We start from the raw sequence: 16,807 nt of genomic DNA, 5'->3' as shown, positions 1-16,807 counted from the left end.
GCACGCATGAGTGTGGCGATCAGGGTCATCCCTTGCCTGGACGTTGATGCCGGCCGGGTGGTCAAAGGGATCAACTTTGCCGACCTGCGCGATGCCGGCGACCCGGTGGAACTGGCACATCGTTATGACCGTGCCGGAGCTGACGAACTGACCTTCCTGGACGTCACCGCCTCGTCCGGCGAACGGGACACCACCTTCGACGTGGTGGCCAGGACCGCCGAGGAAGTCTTCATTCCGCTGACGGTCGGCGGCGGCGTCCGTTCGCTGGCCGACGTCGGCCAGCTGCTGCGCTGCGGCGCCGACAAGGCGTCAATCAATACGGCCGCCGTGAACCATCCGCCGGTGATCGACGAAATCACCTCCCATTTCGGCGGACAGGTGCTGGTGCTGTCCCTGGACGCCCGGAGGGCGCCGGCCGGATTGACCAGGTCGGGGTTCGAGGTGACCACCCACGGGGGACGGAAAGGCACGGGCATTGACGCCGTCGCCTGGGCGGCCGAAGCGGCGGACCGCGGGGTGGGGGAGATCCTGCTCAATTCGATTGATGCCGACGGCACCAAGGACGGATTCGACCTGGAGATGATCCGGGCAATCCGCGCGGCCGTGAGGGTGCCGCTGATTGCCTCCGGCGGAGCGGGCGTGCCCGCGCACTTTCCCGAAGCGGTGGCGGCAGGGGCCGACGCGGTGCTTGCCGCCTCGATCTTCCATTTCGGACCCGACCACGCGCTGGCCGACGTGAAAAACGCAATAGCCGCCGCGGGCTACCCGGTCCGTCACGGGCCGTAGGAGTTGCCGGGACGAAGGGAGCGCCACCGGCTGTTACTGATTGTTACTGGCTGTTACTGCCTGTTATTGTCCTATCTCCGCGCTGTCCAGCAGTGCGACGGCGTCGGGCTCTCCTTCGAAGGTGACAAGTGCGTGGTTGCGCCGGCCGTGCGCATGCATCAACAATTCGCCAGGTTCACCCACAATTGCCACGGACACGGCGGAACGTTTGGCCACGTGCCGCGGTCCGGAGGGACGGACGAGGATGATGCCCAGATCCACTGACCGGTACAGGATCGCCGCGCGCTTGACGAGTTCATCCCACAACGCATCGGAATACTCTTCGTCGAGGGCGCGGGGAGCCCACCGTTCGGTGGCCCGCCGGACGTCTTCGGTATGCACGAAGTACTCGATGAGGTTCGCGCTCTTATCCAGCGCGGGAAGCCTCATGGGATTCAACATGGCTGGCCCGCCACGGAACTTCTCCACCAGCTTGCGGTAATCATCCGTGGCCCGCGATGACTCGGCCAGCTTGTGCGTCGCCTTGGTGCTGACCTGTGCCAGCGGTCGCGCCACCAGACCCGCGGCGACGGCGGGTCGGTGCTCCCTGAGATAGAGGTGGGCGGCCAGCTCGCGGGTCCGCCACCCGGCGCACAAAGTATCCGCATCCGGGCCGGCCGCCAGCAGCGTTTCGGCCAGGACTTCCCGGGACGGTTCCACGAAATGCATCAATGCTGAAACTAGCACGCAAGATGGCGAATGTCGCGGCGGAATCGCTGGGGCCGATAGAATCATCCCACGATGCCTACTGAAGAACCGCAACCTTTGCCTGCCCGCACCTCAGACGACGCCGTCGTCGCTGTCGACGCCGTCGACGCCGAGGGACGGCTGGCCTTCGAGTTGAAGAAGGACGACGCGGGCCTGGTTGCCGCGGTCATTCAGCAATTCGACACCCATGAGGTGTTGATGCTCGGCTGGATGGATGAGGAAGCCGTGCGGCGCACCCTCACCACCGGCCGGGTCACCTTCTTTTCCCGGTCCCGCCAGTCATATTGGCGCAAAGGGGATACGTCCGGGCATGTGCAGTGGGTGAAATCCGCCGCCTTGGACTGCGACGGCGATGCGCTGCTGGTCAAAGTCGACCAGGTCGGCGCCGCCTGCCACACCGGAACACGGACCTGCTTCGAAGGCCGGGACGTCGCCGCAGTTACCGGCCCGGACCGAGCCGATGATCAAGCAGCACCAGACAGGCCGGACGGCCCGGAAGAAGGACAAGCGTAAATGCAGGACTTGGGAGTCATCACCCCCTCACTGGCCGAATTCCGTTCCCTGGCCGGCGACCGCCGGGTCATTCCCGTGACGATGAAAGTCCTCGCCGACGCGCACACCCCGATCGGCCTCTACCGGAGGCTGGCCGAAGGGCAACCGGGCACCTTCCTGATGGAATCCGCTGCCAGCGGCGGCGTGTGGTCACGCTATTCCTTTATCGGAGCGGACTCGCGGGCGACGCTGACCACCAAAGACGGACAGGCGCATTGGCTGGGTGAACCGCCGGTCGGTGTGCCGCTGGATGGAAACCCCGTCGAAGCGGCCCGGGCCACCGTGCAGGCGCTGGGCACCGAACGTTTCGAGGACCTGCCGCCCTTCACGTCCGGATTGGTGGGCTTTTTCGGATGGGAGACGGTCCGCCACTGGGAACGGCTGACCCACCCGCCCGAAGATGATCTGGACCTGCCTGAGATGGCCATGTGCCTGGTGACTGATATGGCGGTCCACGACAACACCGATGGGTCGCTGCTGCTGATCGCCAACGCAATCAATTATGACGATACGCCGCACCGCGTGGACGAGGCGTGGCACGATGCAGTCCGCAGGCTCGAATCCATGCTCTCCAAGCTGGACTCCGGCGAAGCGGAACCTGTCACAGTGATGGGTCCGGACGCCGGCGACGCATCCGACCTGATGGCCCAGGTCCATCAAAGCTGGGAAGAGGACAAGTACCGGGCGGCCATCGAGCAGAGCAAGGAAGCAATCGTCGACGGCGAGGTGTTCCAGGTGGTGATCTCCCGGCGCTTCGAACTCGAGTGCTCCTCATCCCCACTGGACGTCTACCGCGTGCTGCGCCAGACCAATCCCAGCCCGTACATGTACCTCTTCTCCTTCCAGGACGCCGCCGGCCGCCCGTACTCGGTGGTGGGGTCCTCGCCGGAGGCGCTTGTCACCGTGACAGGTGACGAAGTGATCACCCACCCGATTGCCGGGTCCCGGCCGCGCGGCAAGACCCTGGAGGCCGACCGTCAACTGGCCGAGGACCTGCTCGCCGACGACAAGGAACGCGCCGAACATTTGATGCTGGTGGATTTGGCGCGCAACGATATCTCCCGTGTCTGCGAGCCCGGATCGGTGGACGTCACCCAGTTCATGGAGATCGAGCGGTTCAGCCACATTATGCATCTGGTCTCCACGGTGGTGGGGAGGCTGGATCCGGCCGCCAGCGCCTATGACGTGCTGGCGGCGGCTTTCCCGGCCGGAACACTGTCCGGTGCGCCAAAGCCCCGTGCGCTGCAATTAATCGATGAACTGGAACCGCACCGGCGCGGTGTCTATGGCGGCGTCGTCGGCTACTTGGATTTCGCCGGCGACATGGACATGGCCATCGCGATCCGTTCGCTGTTGCTGCGCAACGGCCGTGCCTATGTGCAGGCCGGAGGCGGAATCGTCGCGGATTCGGTGGTCGACGACGAGGCCGCCGAATCGGCGAACAAGGCTGCAGCTCCACTGCGTGCGGCGTGGCTGTCGGGAGGACTTAGTGGCGTGCACGACGACGGCGGGGCTGCCGGCCGTGCAGCGGCAACGGCGCAGGGAGGCCAACGATGAACCGGACACCTGCCTGGGCCCGTAAGTCCCGTGTCGTGCTGCTGACCATCGTCAGCGCCGGAATTGTCTTCGCCTCGACCACTCAGACCTGGCTTCACGTCGACCTGCCCGAGCAGGCGGTTCCCACCGAGGATCTGGCCATCCCGGGCAGTGATGCCGCGACAGCCGTCACTGCCTTGGCGCTGGTCGCGCTGGCCGGAGCAATCGCATCCACCATCGCCGGCCGGGTGCTGCGCACGGTGATAGGGGTGATTATTTTCGCTGCGGCGGGCGGCATCATCGCTTCAGCGCTGGCCGTGACCGTCAATCCGGCGTCGGCGGCCGAGAGCGAAATAGCGGAGGCTATCGGCATTATTGGAAGTTCCGCCCGGACGACAGTCACCGTCTTCCCCGCCATCGGCGTGGCCGGAGGCGGGCTGCTGGCGTTCAGCGCCGTCGTCGTGCTGGCGGCCGGCCGTTACTGGACCAGCAGTAAACGCTTCGAAACCAGCACAACCGGCACAACCGGCAAAGCCGATGGTGCCGGTGGGCCGGACACCGGGGATGGTTCCGCCACGGAGCCAGAGCCCGACGTCGATGAAATCGAAAGCTGGGATCAGCTGAGCCGAGGCAGCGACCCGACCGGCTGAACGGCCTGGCGAGCCAGCCGGCCGAACCACTGAGACGCAGCCTTGACGTCATGTGGCAGCTGCGATCTCAACGACGGAGAAACTGCGCGCCAGTAATGGCAGAATGGAATAAGGCATTTACGAATGAGGGAGATTCACCATGGGCGCCAACGCCACTGTCAATACCACTGAGTCAGCTGAAGCCCGTGCCGCCGCCGAAGCTGAACGTCACGCGGAACCGGTCGGGCACGGCAACACGCCGGCAGCTTGGACGCTGGTTGCCGTTGTGCTGCTCGGCTCCTTGATTTCCTGCATCGCCTTCGCCGTGGCGAACGTGCTGTGGTTCTGTATCGGGCTCGTGGTGATAGCCGTGGGCCTGCTGCTCGGCGGGATCATGCGCAAGGCCGGCTTCGGCGTCGGCGGTTCCAAGCTGAAAAACAGCGGACACTGAGCGTGAGTGTTCTCGACGACATCATAGAAGGGGTCAAAGAGGACCTGCAGGAGCGCAAGTCGGCCGTTAATACACTGCAGCTGCGGGACATCGTTGCGACCCAGCCTCCAGCGAAGGACGCGTATGCCGCCCTCGGTGGTGCTGATGATCCGCGGTCCCGGCTGCGGGTCATCGCCGAGGTCAAGCGGAAGAGCCCGTCCAAGGGCGAACTGGCCGACATTGGAGATCCCGCAGTGCTTGCCGGCCGATATGAAGCCGGCGGAGCTGCCGTGATCAGCGTACTGACCGAGCAGCGCCGTTTTGGCGGCTCGTTGGAGGATTTGGACGCGGTGCGGGCCACCGTCGACACACCATTGTTGCGTAAAGACTTCACGGTCGATGCCTACCAGGTGCTGGAAGCAAGGGCGCACGGCGCCGACCTGATCCTGCTGATCGTGGCGGCCCTGTCCGATGCACAGCTGGCCGAGTTGATGGGACTGTCCCATGAGCTCGGGATGAATGTGCTGGTGGAGGCGCACACCGTCGAAGAAGTCGAACGCGCGGCCGCCGCGGGCGCACGCATCATCGGCGTCAATGTCCGTAACCTGAAGACCTTGGAACTTGACCGGTCGGTCTTCTCCCCGCTGGCGGCAGCCGTTCCGCCCGGAACGCTGATCGTGGCCGAATCCGGGGTGCGCGACGTCGGCGACGTTGAGCAGTACGCTGCCCAGGGAGCCAATGCGATCCTCGTTGGCGAAGCACTGGTGAAGCACAATAGCCCGACCGAATCCGTCGAGGCATTCAGCCGGGCCGGAGCCGCGGTCATCGCGCAGAAAACAGCAGAGGGTGCCACTCATGACTGAACAGCCGCCGCGGCCCGACGGGGCAGAGACGGCAACCACCGACCCCGAGGCGGGCGATTCCGGGACCGGCCCGGCAGCGGCGTTCCTCGAAGGCCGCGACTCGCTGCGGAGTGCCACCGGGCCCTATTTTGGTGCCTATGGTGGCCGGTGGATGCCCGAATCGCTGATTGCCGCCCTCGATGAGTTGGAAACCACTTTCGAGAAGGCACGGGCGGATCCGGAGTTCACGGCCGAAATCAACCGGCTGAACCGGAGCTACTCGGGCCGGCCTTCATTGCTGACCGAGGCGGAACGGTTCAGCGAACACGCAGCCGGAGCGCGGATCTTCCTCAAAAGGGAGGACCTTAACCATACCGGGTCCCACAAGATCAACAACGTGATCGGGCAGGCGCTGCTGGCCCGCCGGATGGGGAAAACCCGGTTGATCGCCGAAACCGGCGCGGGACAGCACGGCGTTGCCAGTGCCACCGCGGCGGCCCTGATGGGGATGGAATGCGTTGTCTATATGGGGGCCGAAGACACCCGGCGCCAGGCATTGAACGTGGCGCGCATGGAGCTGCTGGGCGCCAAGGTGGTCCCGGTGGAGCACGGCTCGCAAACGCTTAAGGACGCCATCAACGAAGCGCTGCGGGACTGGGTGGCAAACGTTGACCACACCCACTACCTGCTCGGCACGGCTGCCGGGGCGCATCCCTTTCCGGCCATGGTGCGGTTCTTCCATGAAGTGATTGGCGACGAAGCACGTGAGCAGATCCGTGAACAGACCGGACGGCTGCCGGACGCGGTGTGCGCCTGCATCGGCGGCGGCTCCAACGCGATCGGGATGTTCCACGCATTCCTGGACGACCCCGGAGTGGAGATCTACGGTTTCGAGGCCGGCGGCGACGGCATCGACACCGGCCGCCACGCAGCCAGTATTACGCTGGGCAGGCCCGGGGTGCTCCATGGCGCGCGGTCCTACCTGATGCAGGACGAGGACGGGCAAACCATCGAATCCCACTCCATCTCCGCCGGACTTGACTATCCCAGCGTCGGACCGGAGCACTCCTACCTCGCCGATATTGGACGGGTGCAGTATGAGCCGGTCACAGATGCCGAAGCGATGGACGCCTTCCGGCTGCTGTGCCGCACAGAAGGCATCATTCCCGCTATCGAATCCGCTCACGCGCTGGCGGGGTCCCTGAAGGTGGCCAACCGCTGGGCGGCTCAGGGCGTAACGGGCGCCGGCCGCGACGTGGAAGCGGCGGTGATCATCGTCAACCTCTCCGGCAGGGGTGACAAGGACGTCGCCACTGCCGCTCAGTGGTTCGATTTGCTGGACAAGGACACAGCCGAACAGGCAGCGGCAGGAGAAGAACAATGAGCGTGCCCGTCAGCCAGGCCAGCAAGTCGGCCGCCGCCATCGACCGTGCCCGCCAGGCGGGACGGGCCGCCCTGATCGGCTATCTTCCGGCGGGTTACCCCGATGTCCCGGCATCCATCGAGGCAGCGGTTGCCTTGGCGGAGAACGGCGTGGACCTGATTGAAATCGGCGTCCCCTACTCCGACCCCGTGATGGACGGGCCGGTGATCCAGGACGCCACGGTCACTGCGCTGGCCAATGGGTTCCGGGTCAGCCAGTTATTCGACGTGATTGCTTCAATCACCGCACGCACCGACGTGCCGGTGGTGGTGATGACTTACTGGAATCCGGTGCTGAGGATGGGCGTCGACGAGTTCGCCCGCCGGCTGGCTGAAGCCGGGGGAGCGGGACTCATCACTCCGGACCTGGTCCCTGACGAGGCGGCGGAGTGGTTCGAAGTCTCAGACCGGCACGGACTGGACCGGATCTTCCTGGTCGCGCCTTCTTCGTCCACTGAGCGGCTGCACCGGACGGTGGAGGCGAGCCGCGGATTCGTCTACGCGGTGTCGCTGATGGGCGTTACCGGTGCCCGGAACGCGGTCAGCAGCGCCGCACGGAAGGTGGTGGACGACACCCACGCCGCCGGTGCAGCACGAGTGTGCGTCGGTCTGGGCGTATCCAACGCCTCCCACGTGGCTGAAATTGCCGAATATGCCGACGGCGTCATCGTCGGCACGGCTTTGGTGGCGGCACTGGCCGAAGGCGGCCCGGACGCAGTCGGAACATTGGCCGCCGAGCTCAGGACCGGACTGGACTAATCCGTCGCCGGCAGTACCGGCGACGATAAGCCACACCGCACCACAGGAAGCGAAATATGCACACTGCCGTTCATGCCCCTGCAAGCATTCCGAGTCCGGACTGGAACTCCTTCGACATCGGACCGCTGACCATACATGCCTATGCCCTGTGCATCCTCGCCGGCATCGCCGCGGCGCTGTGGCTGACATCGGTGCGCTGGAAGCGCCGCGGCGGCCCTGAAGACGCCATTTGGGATATCGCTATCTGGGCGGTGCCTTTCGGCATTATCGGCGGCCGGCTGTACCACGTCTTTTCCTCCCCGGACGCCTACTTCGGTCCCGAGGGCAATCTGTGGCTGATCCCGCAGATCTGGCTGGGCGGACTCGGCATCTGGGGCGCAGTACTGCTGGGCGCCGTCGGTGCCTGGATCGGCTGCCACCGTTCGGGCGTCAAGCTGAGCGCCTTTATCGACGCGGCAGCCCCCGGCCTGCTACTGGCCCAAGCCATCGGCCGGTGGGGCAACTGGTTCAACCAGGAGCTCTATGGCGGCCCGACGACGCTGCCCTGGGGCCTGGAAATCGACTCCGGCAATCCGGCCCTCCCGCCGGGGCTGCCGGCGGACACCTTGTTCCACCCCACCTTCCTCTATGAGTCGCTGTGGAACCTGGCCGGCGTGGCCCTGCTGCTGTTCTTGGATCGGCACTTCAAATTCCGCCACGGCCGGCTGTTCTGGCTGTATGCGGCGTATTACACGCTGGGCCGGGTCTGGATTGAAATGTTGCGCATTGATGATGCCGAAATCATCTTCGGCCTGCGGCTCAACGTGTGGACCAGCATCCTGGTGTTCCTCGTCGCTGTGGGCTTCTTCATTGGCCTCGGCCTGAAATGGCGCAACACCGGCGAACCGCGCACCGTCTACCTGCCCGGGCGGGAACCGGCCGACGAGGATCCGGGCCCCGACGACGAGAACCGCCCGGTGGCCGCCGATACGCCTGACGACAGCTCGGAGACCGCGGAGAGCCCCGCTGGGGAGGCGTCCGGCAAGTCCGGGGAGACCACTGCGGAAGAGGCGCCCGACGACGCCGGAGCTGAAAAAAACCATAACAATGCTGAAACGCCGGGTGGGGCGGAAGGCACCGGACATGCTACTGTCTCTGATACCCGAAGTGAGGACACCTCCTCCACGCTCGACCACCCTACCGAGCGCGATTCATAGATCTGCCGCAACAACAGGCAGCATCGTCAGCCACGTTGACGTGGCGCCCGGCACGGCTTGTGCTCCGACCGGCGGCGGGGCGTTGATTCCCCGTCAGCCGGGTGCATAACGGATACCGACCGGGGGCGCTCCACGCCCTGACCGTGCCGTAGAATTTATCCATTCCACGTGCCCGCCGCCGGCGGGCATGCGTGGGGCCAACGTTGTCCCCTCCACCGATCAGTTCAGGGGGAAGGACAAGCTATGACGACAGCGAGCACAACCGGCGCGACGAATCCATTCGAACGGTTTTCCACACTGCCCGCCGCCACGGGGTTGTATTCGCCCCAGCATGAAAAGGACGCGTGCGGGCTGGCGATCATCGCCACGTTACGCGGCGAACCGGGGCACGACATCGTCGAATCCGCACTGGCGGCATTGCGGAACCTGGAGCACCGCGGCGCCGTAGGCGCGGACGAAGGCACCGGCGACGGCGCAGGACTGCTGACACAGGTACCGGACGAATTCTTCCGGGCGGTCACCGGCTTCGACCTTCCGCGCGCCGGCGGCTACGTGGTGGGCACGGCCTTCCTGCCCACAGCGCGCGACGAACGGCATGCTGCGGTCGAGGGCTTCGAAGCGCTGGCCGCAGACGAAAATCTCGCCGTACTCGGCTGGCGGGACGTGCCCGTCACCGCCGACCTGGTGGGCGCCATGGCACGGGCCGGCATGCCGTTCTTCTCCCAAGTGTTCCTGGCACCGGCCGACGGGGCTATGCGAGCCGGCGACGCTGCGGGTGATGAGCTCGATGCCAAAGCCTTCCGGGTGCGCAAGCGTGCCCAGAACAAGCACGGTATCTATTTTCCGTCGCTGTCATCGAAGACCATCGTGTACAAGGGAATGCTGACCACGGCCCAGCTGGAGCCGTTCTATCCCGACCTGTCCGATCCGAGGTTCAAGACCAGGCTCGGCATAGTGCACTCGCGGTTTTCGACCAATACCTTCCCGTCGTGGCCGCTGGCGCAGCCGTTCCGCAGCATTGCCCACAACGGCGAAATCAATACGGTCAAGGGAAACCGGAATTGGATGCGGGCCCGGCAGTCCCAATTGGCCAACCCGCTGCTGGGCGACGTTCCCGAAGAGCTGTACCCGATCTGCACCCCCGGCGCCTCCGACTCGACATCGTTCGACGAAGTCGCCGAGCTGCTGATGCTCTCCGGGCGGCCGATCACCCACGCCATCATGATGATGATCCCCGAGGCGTGGGAGAACCATACGACGATGGACCCCGCCCGCCGGGCTTTCTACCAATACCATTCAATGCTGATGGAACCGTGGGACGGGCCCGCCGCCGTCTCCTTCACCGACGGGGATCTGGTGGGCGCGACGCTGGACCGCAACGGTCTGCGCCCGGGACGGTACTGGGTAACCGAAGACGGCCTGGTGGTCTTCGCCTCCGAAGTGGGGGTACTCAACATCGACCCCGCCAAGGTGGTGAAGAAGGGACGGGTCTCTCCGGGCAAGATGTTCCTGGTCGATACAGCCGCCGGCCGCATTGTCGACGACTCCGAGGTCAAGGCGGAGGTGGCTGCGGCCAACCCGTGGGCCGAATGGCTCAAGGACAACATGGTCTCGCTGCAGGACCTGCCCGACCGTGAACACGTGACCCATACTCCCGCCTCCATCAGCCGGCGCCAGCGCACCTTCGGTTACACCGAGGAGGAGCTGCGGGTCCTGCTCGGGCCGATGGCCGCCACCGGCGCTGAGCCGCTCGGCGCCATGGGATCGGACACGCCCATTGCCGTGCTGTCGGGCCGGCCCCGGCTGCTGTTCGACTACTTCGTGCAATCCTTTGCCCAGGTGACGAATCCGCCGCTGGATTCCATCCGCGAAGAGTTGGTCACCTCGATGCATACGTCCGTCGGTCCCGATGGAAACCTGCTGAACCAGGAGCAGGTCCAGGTCAAACAGGTCGAGCTGACATTTCCGGTCATCAATAATGACGAGCTGGCCAAGATTGCCAATCTGGAAACGGACGACGGCGGCCGCGCCGCCATGCGGGTGCGTGGGCTGTACCGGCCCGACGGCGGCGTGGCCTCGCTGCGCGCCCGGCTGGCCGAGATCTGCGAGAAGGTTGCGGCCGCAATGAACCGCGGCGTGCAGCACGTGGTGATCTCGGACCGGGATTCCAATGCGCAGTGGGCGCCGATCCCGTCGCTGCTGCTGCTCTCGGCGGTGCACCATCACCTGTTGCGCAGCGCCAACCGGACGAAGACCTCGCTGGTGGTGGAGGCAGGCGATGTGCGCGAGGTCCATCACGTCGCCGCGCTGATCGGCTATGGCGCTTCGGCGGTCAATCCGTACCTGGCGATGGAAAGCTGCGAAGAACTGGTTCGCAACGGTGACGTCGAAGGCGTCACCGAGGCCGAGGCGGTCAACAACCTGATCAAGGGCCTGGGCAAGGGCGTGCAGAAGATCATGTCCAAGATGGGGATCTCCACTGTCGCTTCCTACTGCGGCGCCCAGACCTTTGAAGCACTCGGCTTGTCCCAGGACCTGGTCGACGAGTTCTTCTCCGGCACCGTTTCCCAGCTCGGCGGGGTGGGGCTCGACGTCATCGCCGCGGAAGCCGCGGCCCGGCACGGCGCCGCCTACCCTGACGACGAGGTGGAACAGGCCCACCGGCCACTGGAGAACGGCGGCGAATACCAGTGGCGCCGCGAGGGACCGCCCCACCTGTTCAACCCCGAGACGGTGTTCCGGCTGCAGCACGCCACCCGCGAGCGCCGGTACGACATCTTCAAGGCCTACACGCGAGGTGTCGACGACCAGTCAAGGGAGCTGATGACCCTGCGCGGGCTGCTGCAGTTCGACGCGGGGGACCGTGAGCCGGTGCCGTTGCAGGAGGTGGAGCCGGTCTCCAGCATCGTCAAGCGGTTCTCCACCGGTGCGATGAGCTACGGCTCGATCTCCCGCGAAGCCCATGAAACACTCGCCGTCGCGATGAACCGGCTGGGCGCGAAGTCCAACACCGGTGAAGGCGGCGAGGACGTGGAGCGGCTGCTGGACCCCGAACGCCGCTCTGCCATCAAGCAGGTGGCCTCGGGCCGGTTCGGCGTGACAAGCCTCTACTTGACCAACGCCGACGACCTGCAGATCAAGATGGCCCAGGGTGCCAAACCCGGTGAGGGCGGCCAGCTCAGCGCGCAGAAGATGTACCCGTGGGTGGCCAGCACCCGGCATTCCACGCCGGGTGTCGGGCTGATTTCGCCGCCGCCGCACCACGACATTTACTCCATTGAGGACCTGGCGCAGCTGATTTACGACCTCAAGCGCTCCAACCCGTCCGCCCGGGTGCACGTCAAGCTGGTCTCGGAAGTCGGCATTGGCACCGTGGCGGCCGGCGTGACCAAGGCCAAGGCCGACGTCGTCCTCGTCTCCGGGCACGACGGCGGGACCGGGGCCAGCCCGCTGAATTCGCTCAAGCATGCGGGAGCGCCGTGGGAACTCGGCCTGGCCGAAACCCAGCAGACGCTGATGCTCAACGGCCTCCGCGACCGTGTGGTGGTCCAGGCCGACGGCCAGCTCAAGACCGGCCGCGACGTCGTCATCGCCGCCTTGCTGGGCGGTGAGGAATTCGGCTTCGCCACCGCGCCCCTGGTGGTCTCCGGCTGCGTCATGATGCGGGTCTGCCACCTGGACACCTGCCCGGTGGGGGTCGCGACCCAGAATCCGCTGCTGCGGGAGCGTTTCGGCGGCAAACCGGAGTTCGTGGTCAACTTCTTCGAGTTCCTCGCCGAGGAAGTGCGTGAGATTCTCGCCGAACTCGGGTTCCGCAGCCTCGAGGAGGCCATCGGGCACGTCGAGTGCCTTGACACGCGTGAGGCGGTGGACCATTGGAAGGCCGACGGGCTGGACCTGGATCCCATCCTGCGGCCCATGATGTTCGACGACGGCGCTCCCCGCCGCAATATGCTGCCCCAGGATCATAATCTCGACAAGCACTTCGACCAGCAGCTGATCACCCTCAGCGCCGAAGCCCTGACCGACCGGAAGCCGGTGAAGATCGCCGTCGACGTGCTCAACACGGACCGTTCCGTGGGCACCATGCTCGGCCATGAGGTGACCAAACGCTACGGCACCTCCGAGCTGGCCGCCGGCACCATTGACGTCACCCTGACGGGGCAGGCGGGCCAGTCGCTGGGCGCTTTCCTGCCGGCGGGCATCACCCTGCGGCTGTGGGGGGACTCGAACGATTACGCGGGCAAGGGACTCTCCGGCGGGCGGATCGTGGTGAGGCCGGACAAAGCCAACGCGTTCGACACCGAGCGGAACGTCATCGCCGGCAACGTGATCGGCTACGGAGCCACCAGCGGGGATATGTTCCTGGCCGGACAGGTCGGGGAGCGCTTCCTGGTCCGCAACTCCGGGGCGACGGCTGTCGCAGAGGGGATCGGCGACCACGGTTGCGAATACATGACCGGGGGCCAGGCCCTGATCCTCGGCGGCACCGGGAGGAACTTCGGGGCCGGGATGTCAGGCGGTACTGCTTTCGTGCTGGACTTTGAACCCAGCCGGTTGAACAAGCAGGCCCATGAGGCAGGCGATCTACTGCTGCTGGAACCGGACGCCGAAGACCAGGACATCATCCACCGGCTATTGAGCGAACATGTGGCCGAAACCCGGTCCCGGCTGGGACACCATTTGCTGAACGACTTTGCATCCACCATCGGCCGGATCACCAAGGTGATGCCGCGCAATTTCGCTGCCGTGCTGCAGACCCGCGCCGATGCCATCGAAGAAGGGCTGGACCCCGACGGCGATGAAGTGTGGAACCGGATCCTGGAGGTAACCAGTGGCTGATCCACGCGGCTTTATGAAAGTCACCGAGCGCGAAACACAACCCAAGCGCCCGGTGCCCGTGCGCATTATGGACTGGAAGGAAGTCCAGGAAGCCCAGGATCGCGATACCCTGAAGCGCCAGGCGGGACGCTGCATGGACTGCGGCATTCCCTTCTGCCACCAGGGCTGCCCGTTGGGGAACCTGATCCCGGAATGGAACGACCTGATGCGCCGGGGCAAGGGCGAGGAGGCGATTGAACGGCTGCACGCCACCAATAACTTCCCCGAATTCACCGGCCGGCTCTGCCCCGCGCCCTGCGAATCGTCCTGTGTGCTGGGCATCAACCAGCCTGCAGTGACGATTAAGCAGATCGAGGTGTCAATTATCGATGACGCCTTCGAAAACGGATGGGTGGACACGTACGAGCCGCCGCGGCTGACCGGCCAGACGGTCGCCGTCGTCGGTTCAGGTCCGGCCGGGCTGGCTGCCGCCCAGCAGCTGACCCGCACCGGCCACACGGTGGCCGTCTACGAACGGGACGACCGGATCGGGGGGCTGCTGCGCTATGGCATTCCCGATTTCAAGATGGAGAAAGAGCACTTGGACCGCAGGCTGCGGCAAATGCGCGCCGAAGGCACGCGGTTCCGCGCCGGCGTCACTATCGGCACCGACATCACCTGGGACCAGCTGCGGCGCCGCTATGACGCCGTCGTGATAGCCACCGGGGCCACTGTCCCGCGCGACCTGCCGATTCCCGGACGGGACCTGGACGGGGTCCATTTCGCCATGGATTACCTGGTGCAATCCAACCGGGCCACGGCAGGAGACGAGGTGCCCGGGCAGATTGATGCCAGGGACAAGCACGTCGTCATCCTCGGCGGCGGCGACACCGGGGCGGATTGCATCGGCACCGCCCACCGGCAGCAGGCGGCCTCGGTGACCACGCTGGCGATCGGACAGCAGCCACCCACCGAGCGGGCGCCTCACCAGCCGTGGCCGACCGTCCCGACGCTGTTCGAAATGGCCTCTGCCCATGAAGAAGGCGGCGAACGGACGTTCCTGGCCTCCACGGTGGAGTTCCTCGGCGAAGACGGAGTGCTCACAGGCATTAGGGTGGCAGAGACAGACTTCGTCGATGGCAAGCGCGTGCCCCAACCCGGCACCGAACGGGATATCCCGGCGGACTTGGTATTGCTGTCCCTCGGTTTCACCGGCCCCGAGCATGACGGCCTTCACACGGTGTCGGCCCGATTCGATGACAAGGGGAACGTGGAACGCGACGGCTATTACATGACGGCCACTGACGGGGTCTTCGCCGCCGGAGATGCGGGCAGGGGGCAATCGCTGATTGTCTGGGCCATCGCCGAGGGCCGGGCGTGTGCCGCCGCCGTCGACAAGTACCTGACAGGCGCCACGCGCCTGCCTGCGCCGGTCGCGCCCACCGACCGATCCATCACGGCGCTGTAATGTAGACGACAGTAGACACACAGCAGACAAACAGCGAAAAAGACGACTAATAGGCTAGGTGCATGAGACGAGCGAAGATTGTTGCAACTTTCGGCCCGGCGATTTCCAGCTACGAGAACACCCTCGCGGTGCTCGAAGCCGGCGTCGACGTGGCACGGATGAATATGAGCCATGGTGACCACACCGTCCATGACGGCACATATTCGAACGTGCGCAAGGCCTCCGAACACCTGGGCAAGGCCGTGGGAATCATGGCGGACCTGCAGGGCCCGAAGATCCGGCTGGGGCGTTTCGCCGATGGTCCGCATGCGCTCGAAACAGGCGACCGCTTCACCATCACCACCGAAGACGTCGAAGGCACCGCCGACATCTGCTCGACGACGCATGAGGGCCTGCCCGGCGATGTCAGCCCGGGGGATCCGGTGCTGATCGACGACGGCAAGGTTGCCCTGAGGGTGGTCTCCGTCGACGGCCCGAGGGTATTGACCGAGGTGGAGGTGGCAGGAACGGTCTCCAACAACAAGGGGATCAACCTTCCCGGTGTCGCCGTCAACGTGCCTGCGCTGAGCGACAAGGACGAGGACGACCTGCGGTGGGCCGTCCGTCGCGGCGTGGACCTGGTGGCACTCTCCTTCGTGCGGAACGCGGAGGATATCGACCGGGTGCACGAAATCATGGACGAGGAAGGCCGCCGGACACCGGTGATTGCCAAAATCGAGAAGCCGCAGGCGGTGGATCATCTCGAAGACATCATCGACGCCTTCGACGCCATCATGGTGGCCCGTGGAGACCTCGGCGTCGAACTGCCGCTCGAGGAAGTTCCGCTGGTGCAGAAGCGCGCGATTGAAATGGCGCGCCGCTGGGCCAAACCGGTGATCGTCGCCACCCAGGTGCTGGAGTCAATGGTCGACAGCCCGCGGCCCACCCGGGCCGAGGCCTCCGACTGCGCCAACGCCGTGCTGGACGGCGCCGACGCGGTGATGCTGTCCGGCGAAACCAGCGTAGGTGAATACCCCATTGAAACGGTCGAAACGATGGCGCGGATCATCGGGGCCACCGAGGTGGAGGGGCTGGAACGGATTCCTCCGCTGGGCAGCGAGCCCCGAACGCGCGGCGGCGCCATCACCCGCGCTTCGGTGGAAATCGCCAATCAGCTGGACGCAAAGTACATCTGCACTTTCACCCAGTCCGGCGATTCCGCCCGCCGGCTGTCGCGGCTGCGTCCCTTGAAACCGGTGTTCGCCTTCACGCCGGTGGACCAGGTCCGGTCCCAGCTGTCGTTGACGTGGGGCATCCAGCCGCTGCTGGTCGACTTTGTCAGCCACACCGATGCCATGACCGCACAGGTGGACCAGATCCTGTTCACCAAGGGGCTGGTCGACCGGGACGACCTGGTGGTGATTGCCGCCGGTTCACCTCCGGGACAGGCCGGATCCACGAACTCCCTGAAGGTCCACAAGGTGGGGGACGTGGCCGACGCCGGCATGCTGCCCGAGGGGGCAGAGCGGCAAAGCGTCAAGGAAAAGGTCGGTCCCTGGCCCGAGGCGCAGAAGCAGCGCTAGGGGCAGGGGACAGGCAGTCCTCACAGGTCGACGCGGGCCGGTCCCGGCGACGGTATG

General features: G+C 65.6%; 13 protein-coding genes. 12 read left to right on the top strand and 1 reads right to left on the bottom strand.

Annotated elements, in window-relative coordinates:
- Window positions 1–6: 6 nt before the first annotated feature.
- Window positions 7–786 (top strand): imidazole glycerol phosphate synthase subunit HisF, encoded by a 780-nt coding sequence (gene hisF, locus H535_RS0104185; RefSeq protein ID WP_026818557.1) that lies wholly within the window; start codon window positions 7–9, stop codon window positions 784–786.
- A gap of 63 nt (window positions 787–849) precedes the next feature.
- On the opposite strand, the gene H535_RS0104180 is transcribed toward hisF, so the two are convergent.
- Window positions 850–1,494 (bottom strand): TIGR03085 family metal-binding protein, encoded by a 645-nt coding sequence (locus tag H535_RS0104180; RefSeq protein WP_026818556.1) that lies wholly within the window; start codon window positions 1,492–1,494, stop codon window positions 850–852.
- Between the two features lie 72 nt (window positions 1,495–1,566).
- Here H535_RS0104180 and hisI point away from each other — a divergent pair, with 72 nt between their 5' ends.
- From hisI to pyk, 11 genes are all read left to right on the top strand, one after another.
- On the top strand, window positions 1,567–2,046 hold the full coding sequence (hisI, locus tag H535_RS23385) for a phosphoribosyl-AMP cyclohydrolase (RefSeq protein WP_051298481.1): 480 nt from the start codon (window positions 1,567–1,569) through the stop codon (window positions 2,044–2,046).
- Window positions 2,047–3,642, top strand: a complete 1,596-nt coding sequence (locus H535_RS0104170) for an anthranilate synthase component I (protein ID WP_026818555.1) — start codon at window positions 2,047–2,049, stop codon at window positions 3,640–3,642. It begins immediately after the preceding gene.
- Window positions 3,639–4,271: a Trp biosynthesis-associated membrane protein gene (locus H535_RS0104165; RefSeq protein WP_026818554.1), complete on the top strand. Its 633-nt coding sequence runs from the start codon at window positions 3,639–3,641 to the stop codon at window positions 4,269–4,271. Before H535_RS0104170 ends, H535_RS0104165 begins: the two co-directional genes overlap by 4 nt.
- A 139-nt stretch (window positions 4,272–4,410) precedes the next feature.
- On the top strand, window positions 4,411–4,701 hold the full coding sequence (locus H535_RS0104160) for an HGxxPAAW family protein (RefSeq protein WP_026818553.1): 291 nt from the start codon (window positions 4,411–4,413) through the stop codon (window positions 4,699–4,701).
- Between the two features lie 2 nt (window positions 4,702–4,703).
- Window positions 4,704–5,543, top strand: a complete 840-nt coding sequence (trpC, locus tag H535_RS0104155) for an indole-3-glycerol phosphate synthase TrpC (RefSeq protein ID WP_026818552.1) — start codon at window positions 4,704–4,706, stop codon at window positions 5,541–5,543.
- Window positions 5,536–6,906: a tryptophan synthase subunit beta gene (gene trpB / locus H535_RS23380; RefSeq protein WP_051298480.1), complete on the top strand. Its 1,371-nt coding sequence runs from the start codon at window positions 5,536–5,538 to the stop codon at window positions 6,904–6,906. The genes trpC and trpB overlap by 8 nt, the downstream gene beginning before the upstream one ends.
- Complete coding sequence (gene trpA, locus H535_RS0104145) at window positions 6,903–7,703, top strand: tryptophan synthase subunit alpha (protein ID WP_026818551.1); 801 nt, start codon at window positions 6,903–6,905, stop codon at window positions 7,701–7,703. Before trpB ends, trpA begins: the two co-directional genes overlap by 4 nt.
- Before the next feature lie 56 nt (window positions 7,704–7,759).
- Window positions 7,760–8,899 carry a prolipoprotein diacylglyceryl transferase gene (gene lgt / locus H535_RS23375; RefSeq protein ID WP_081416428.1) on the top strand — a complete coding sequence of 380 codons (1,140 nt, stop codon included), beginning with the start codon at window positions 7,760–7,762 and terminating at the stop codon, window positions 8,897–8,899.
- 243 nt (window positions 8,900–9,142) lie between these two features.
- The gene (gene gltB / locus H535_RS0104135; RefSeq protein ID WP_026818550.1) at window positions 9,143–13,741 is read left to right on the top strand and encodes a glutamate synthase large subunit; all 4,599 of its coding nucleotides are present in this window, start codon (window positions 9,143–9,145) and stop codon (window positions 13,739–13,741) included.
- Window positions 13,734–15,188 (top strand): glutamate synthase subunit beta, encoded by a 1,455-nt coding sequence (locus H535_RS0104130; RefSeq protein ID WP_026818549.1) that lies wholly within the window; start codon window positions 13,734–13,736, stop codon window positions 15,186–15,188. Before gltB ends, H535_RS0104130 begins: the two co-directional genes overlap by 8 nt.
- A 62-nt stretch (window positions 15,189–15,250) precedes the next feature.
- Complete coding sequence (gene pyk, locus H535_RS0104125) at window positions 15,251–16,750, top strand: pyruvate kinase (RefSeq protein ID WP_026818548.1); 1,500 nt, start codon at window positions 15,251–15,253, stop codon at window positions 16,748–16,750.
- Window positions 16,751–16,807 lie beyond the last annotated feature (57 nt).

It is taken from the genome of Arthrobacter castelli DSM 16402 (genome assembly GCF_000430705.1).
GTDB lineage: Bacteria > Actinomycetota > Actinomycetes > Actinomycetales > Micrococcaceae > Arthrobacter_C > Arthrobacter_C castelli.
This window is presented reverse-complemented; position numbering and strand designations above follow the sequence as displayed.

Coding starts and splice junctions, on each gene's coding strand:
- hisF (WP_026818557.1), top strand. CDS start 7: ATGAGTGTGGCGATCAGGGTCATCCCTTGCCTGGACGTTGATGCCGGC.
- H535_RS0104180 (WP_026818556.1), bottom strand. CDS start 1,494: ATGCATTTCGTGGAACCGTCCCGGGAAGTCCTGGCCGAAACGCTGCTG.
- hisI (WP_051298481.1), top strand. CDS start 1,567: ATGCCTACTGAAGAACCGCAACCTTTGCCTGCCCGCACCTCAGACGAC.
- H535_RS0104170 (WP_026818555.1), top strand. CDS start 2,047: ATGCAGGACTTGGGAGTCATCACCCCCTCACTGGCCGAATTCCGTTCC.
- H535_RS0104165 (WP_026818554.1), top strand. CDS start 3,639: ATGAACCGGACACCTGCCTGGGCCCGTAAGTCCCGTGTCGTGCTGCTG.
- H535_RS0104160 (WP_026818553.1), top strand. CDS start 4,411: ATGGGCGCCAACGCCACTGTCAATACCACTGAGTCAGCTGAAGCCCGT.
- trpB (WP_051298480.1), top strand. CDS start 5,536: ATGACTGAACAGCCGCCGCGGCCCGACGGGGCAGAGACGGCAACCACC.
- trpA (WP_026818551.1), top strand. CDS start 6,903: ATGAGCGTGCCCGTCAGCCAGGCCAGCAAGTCGGCCGCCGCCATCGAC.
- lgt (WP_081416428.1), top strand. CDS start 7,760: ATGCACACTGCCGTTCATGCCCCTGCAAGCATTCCGAGTCCGGACTGG.
- gltB (WP_026818550.1), top strand. CDS start 9,143: ATGACGACAGCGAGCACAACCGGCGCGACGAATCCATTCGAACGGTTT.
- pyk (WP_026818548.1), top strand. CDS start 15,251: ATGAGACGAGCGAAGATTGTTGCAACTTTCGGCCCGGCGATTTCCAGC.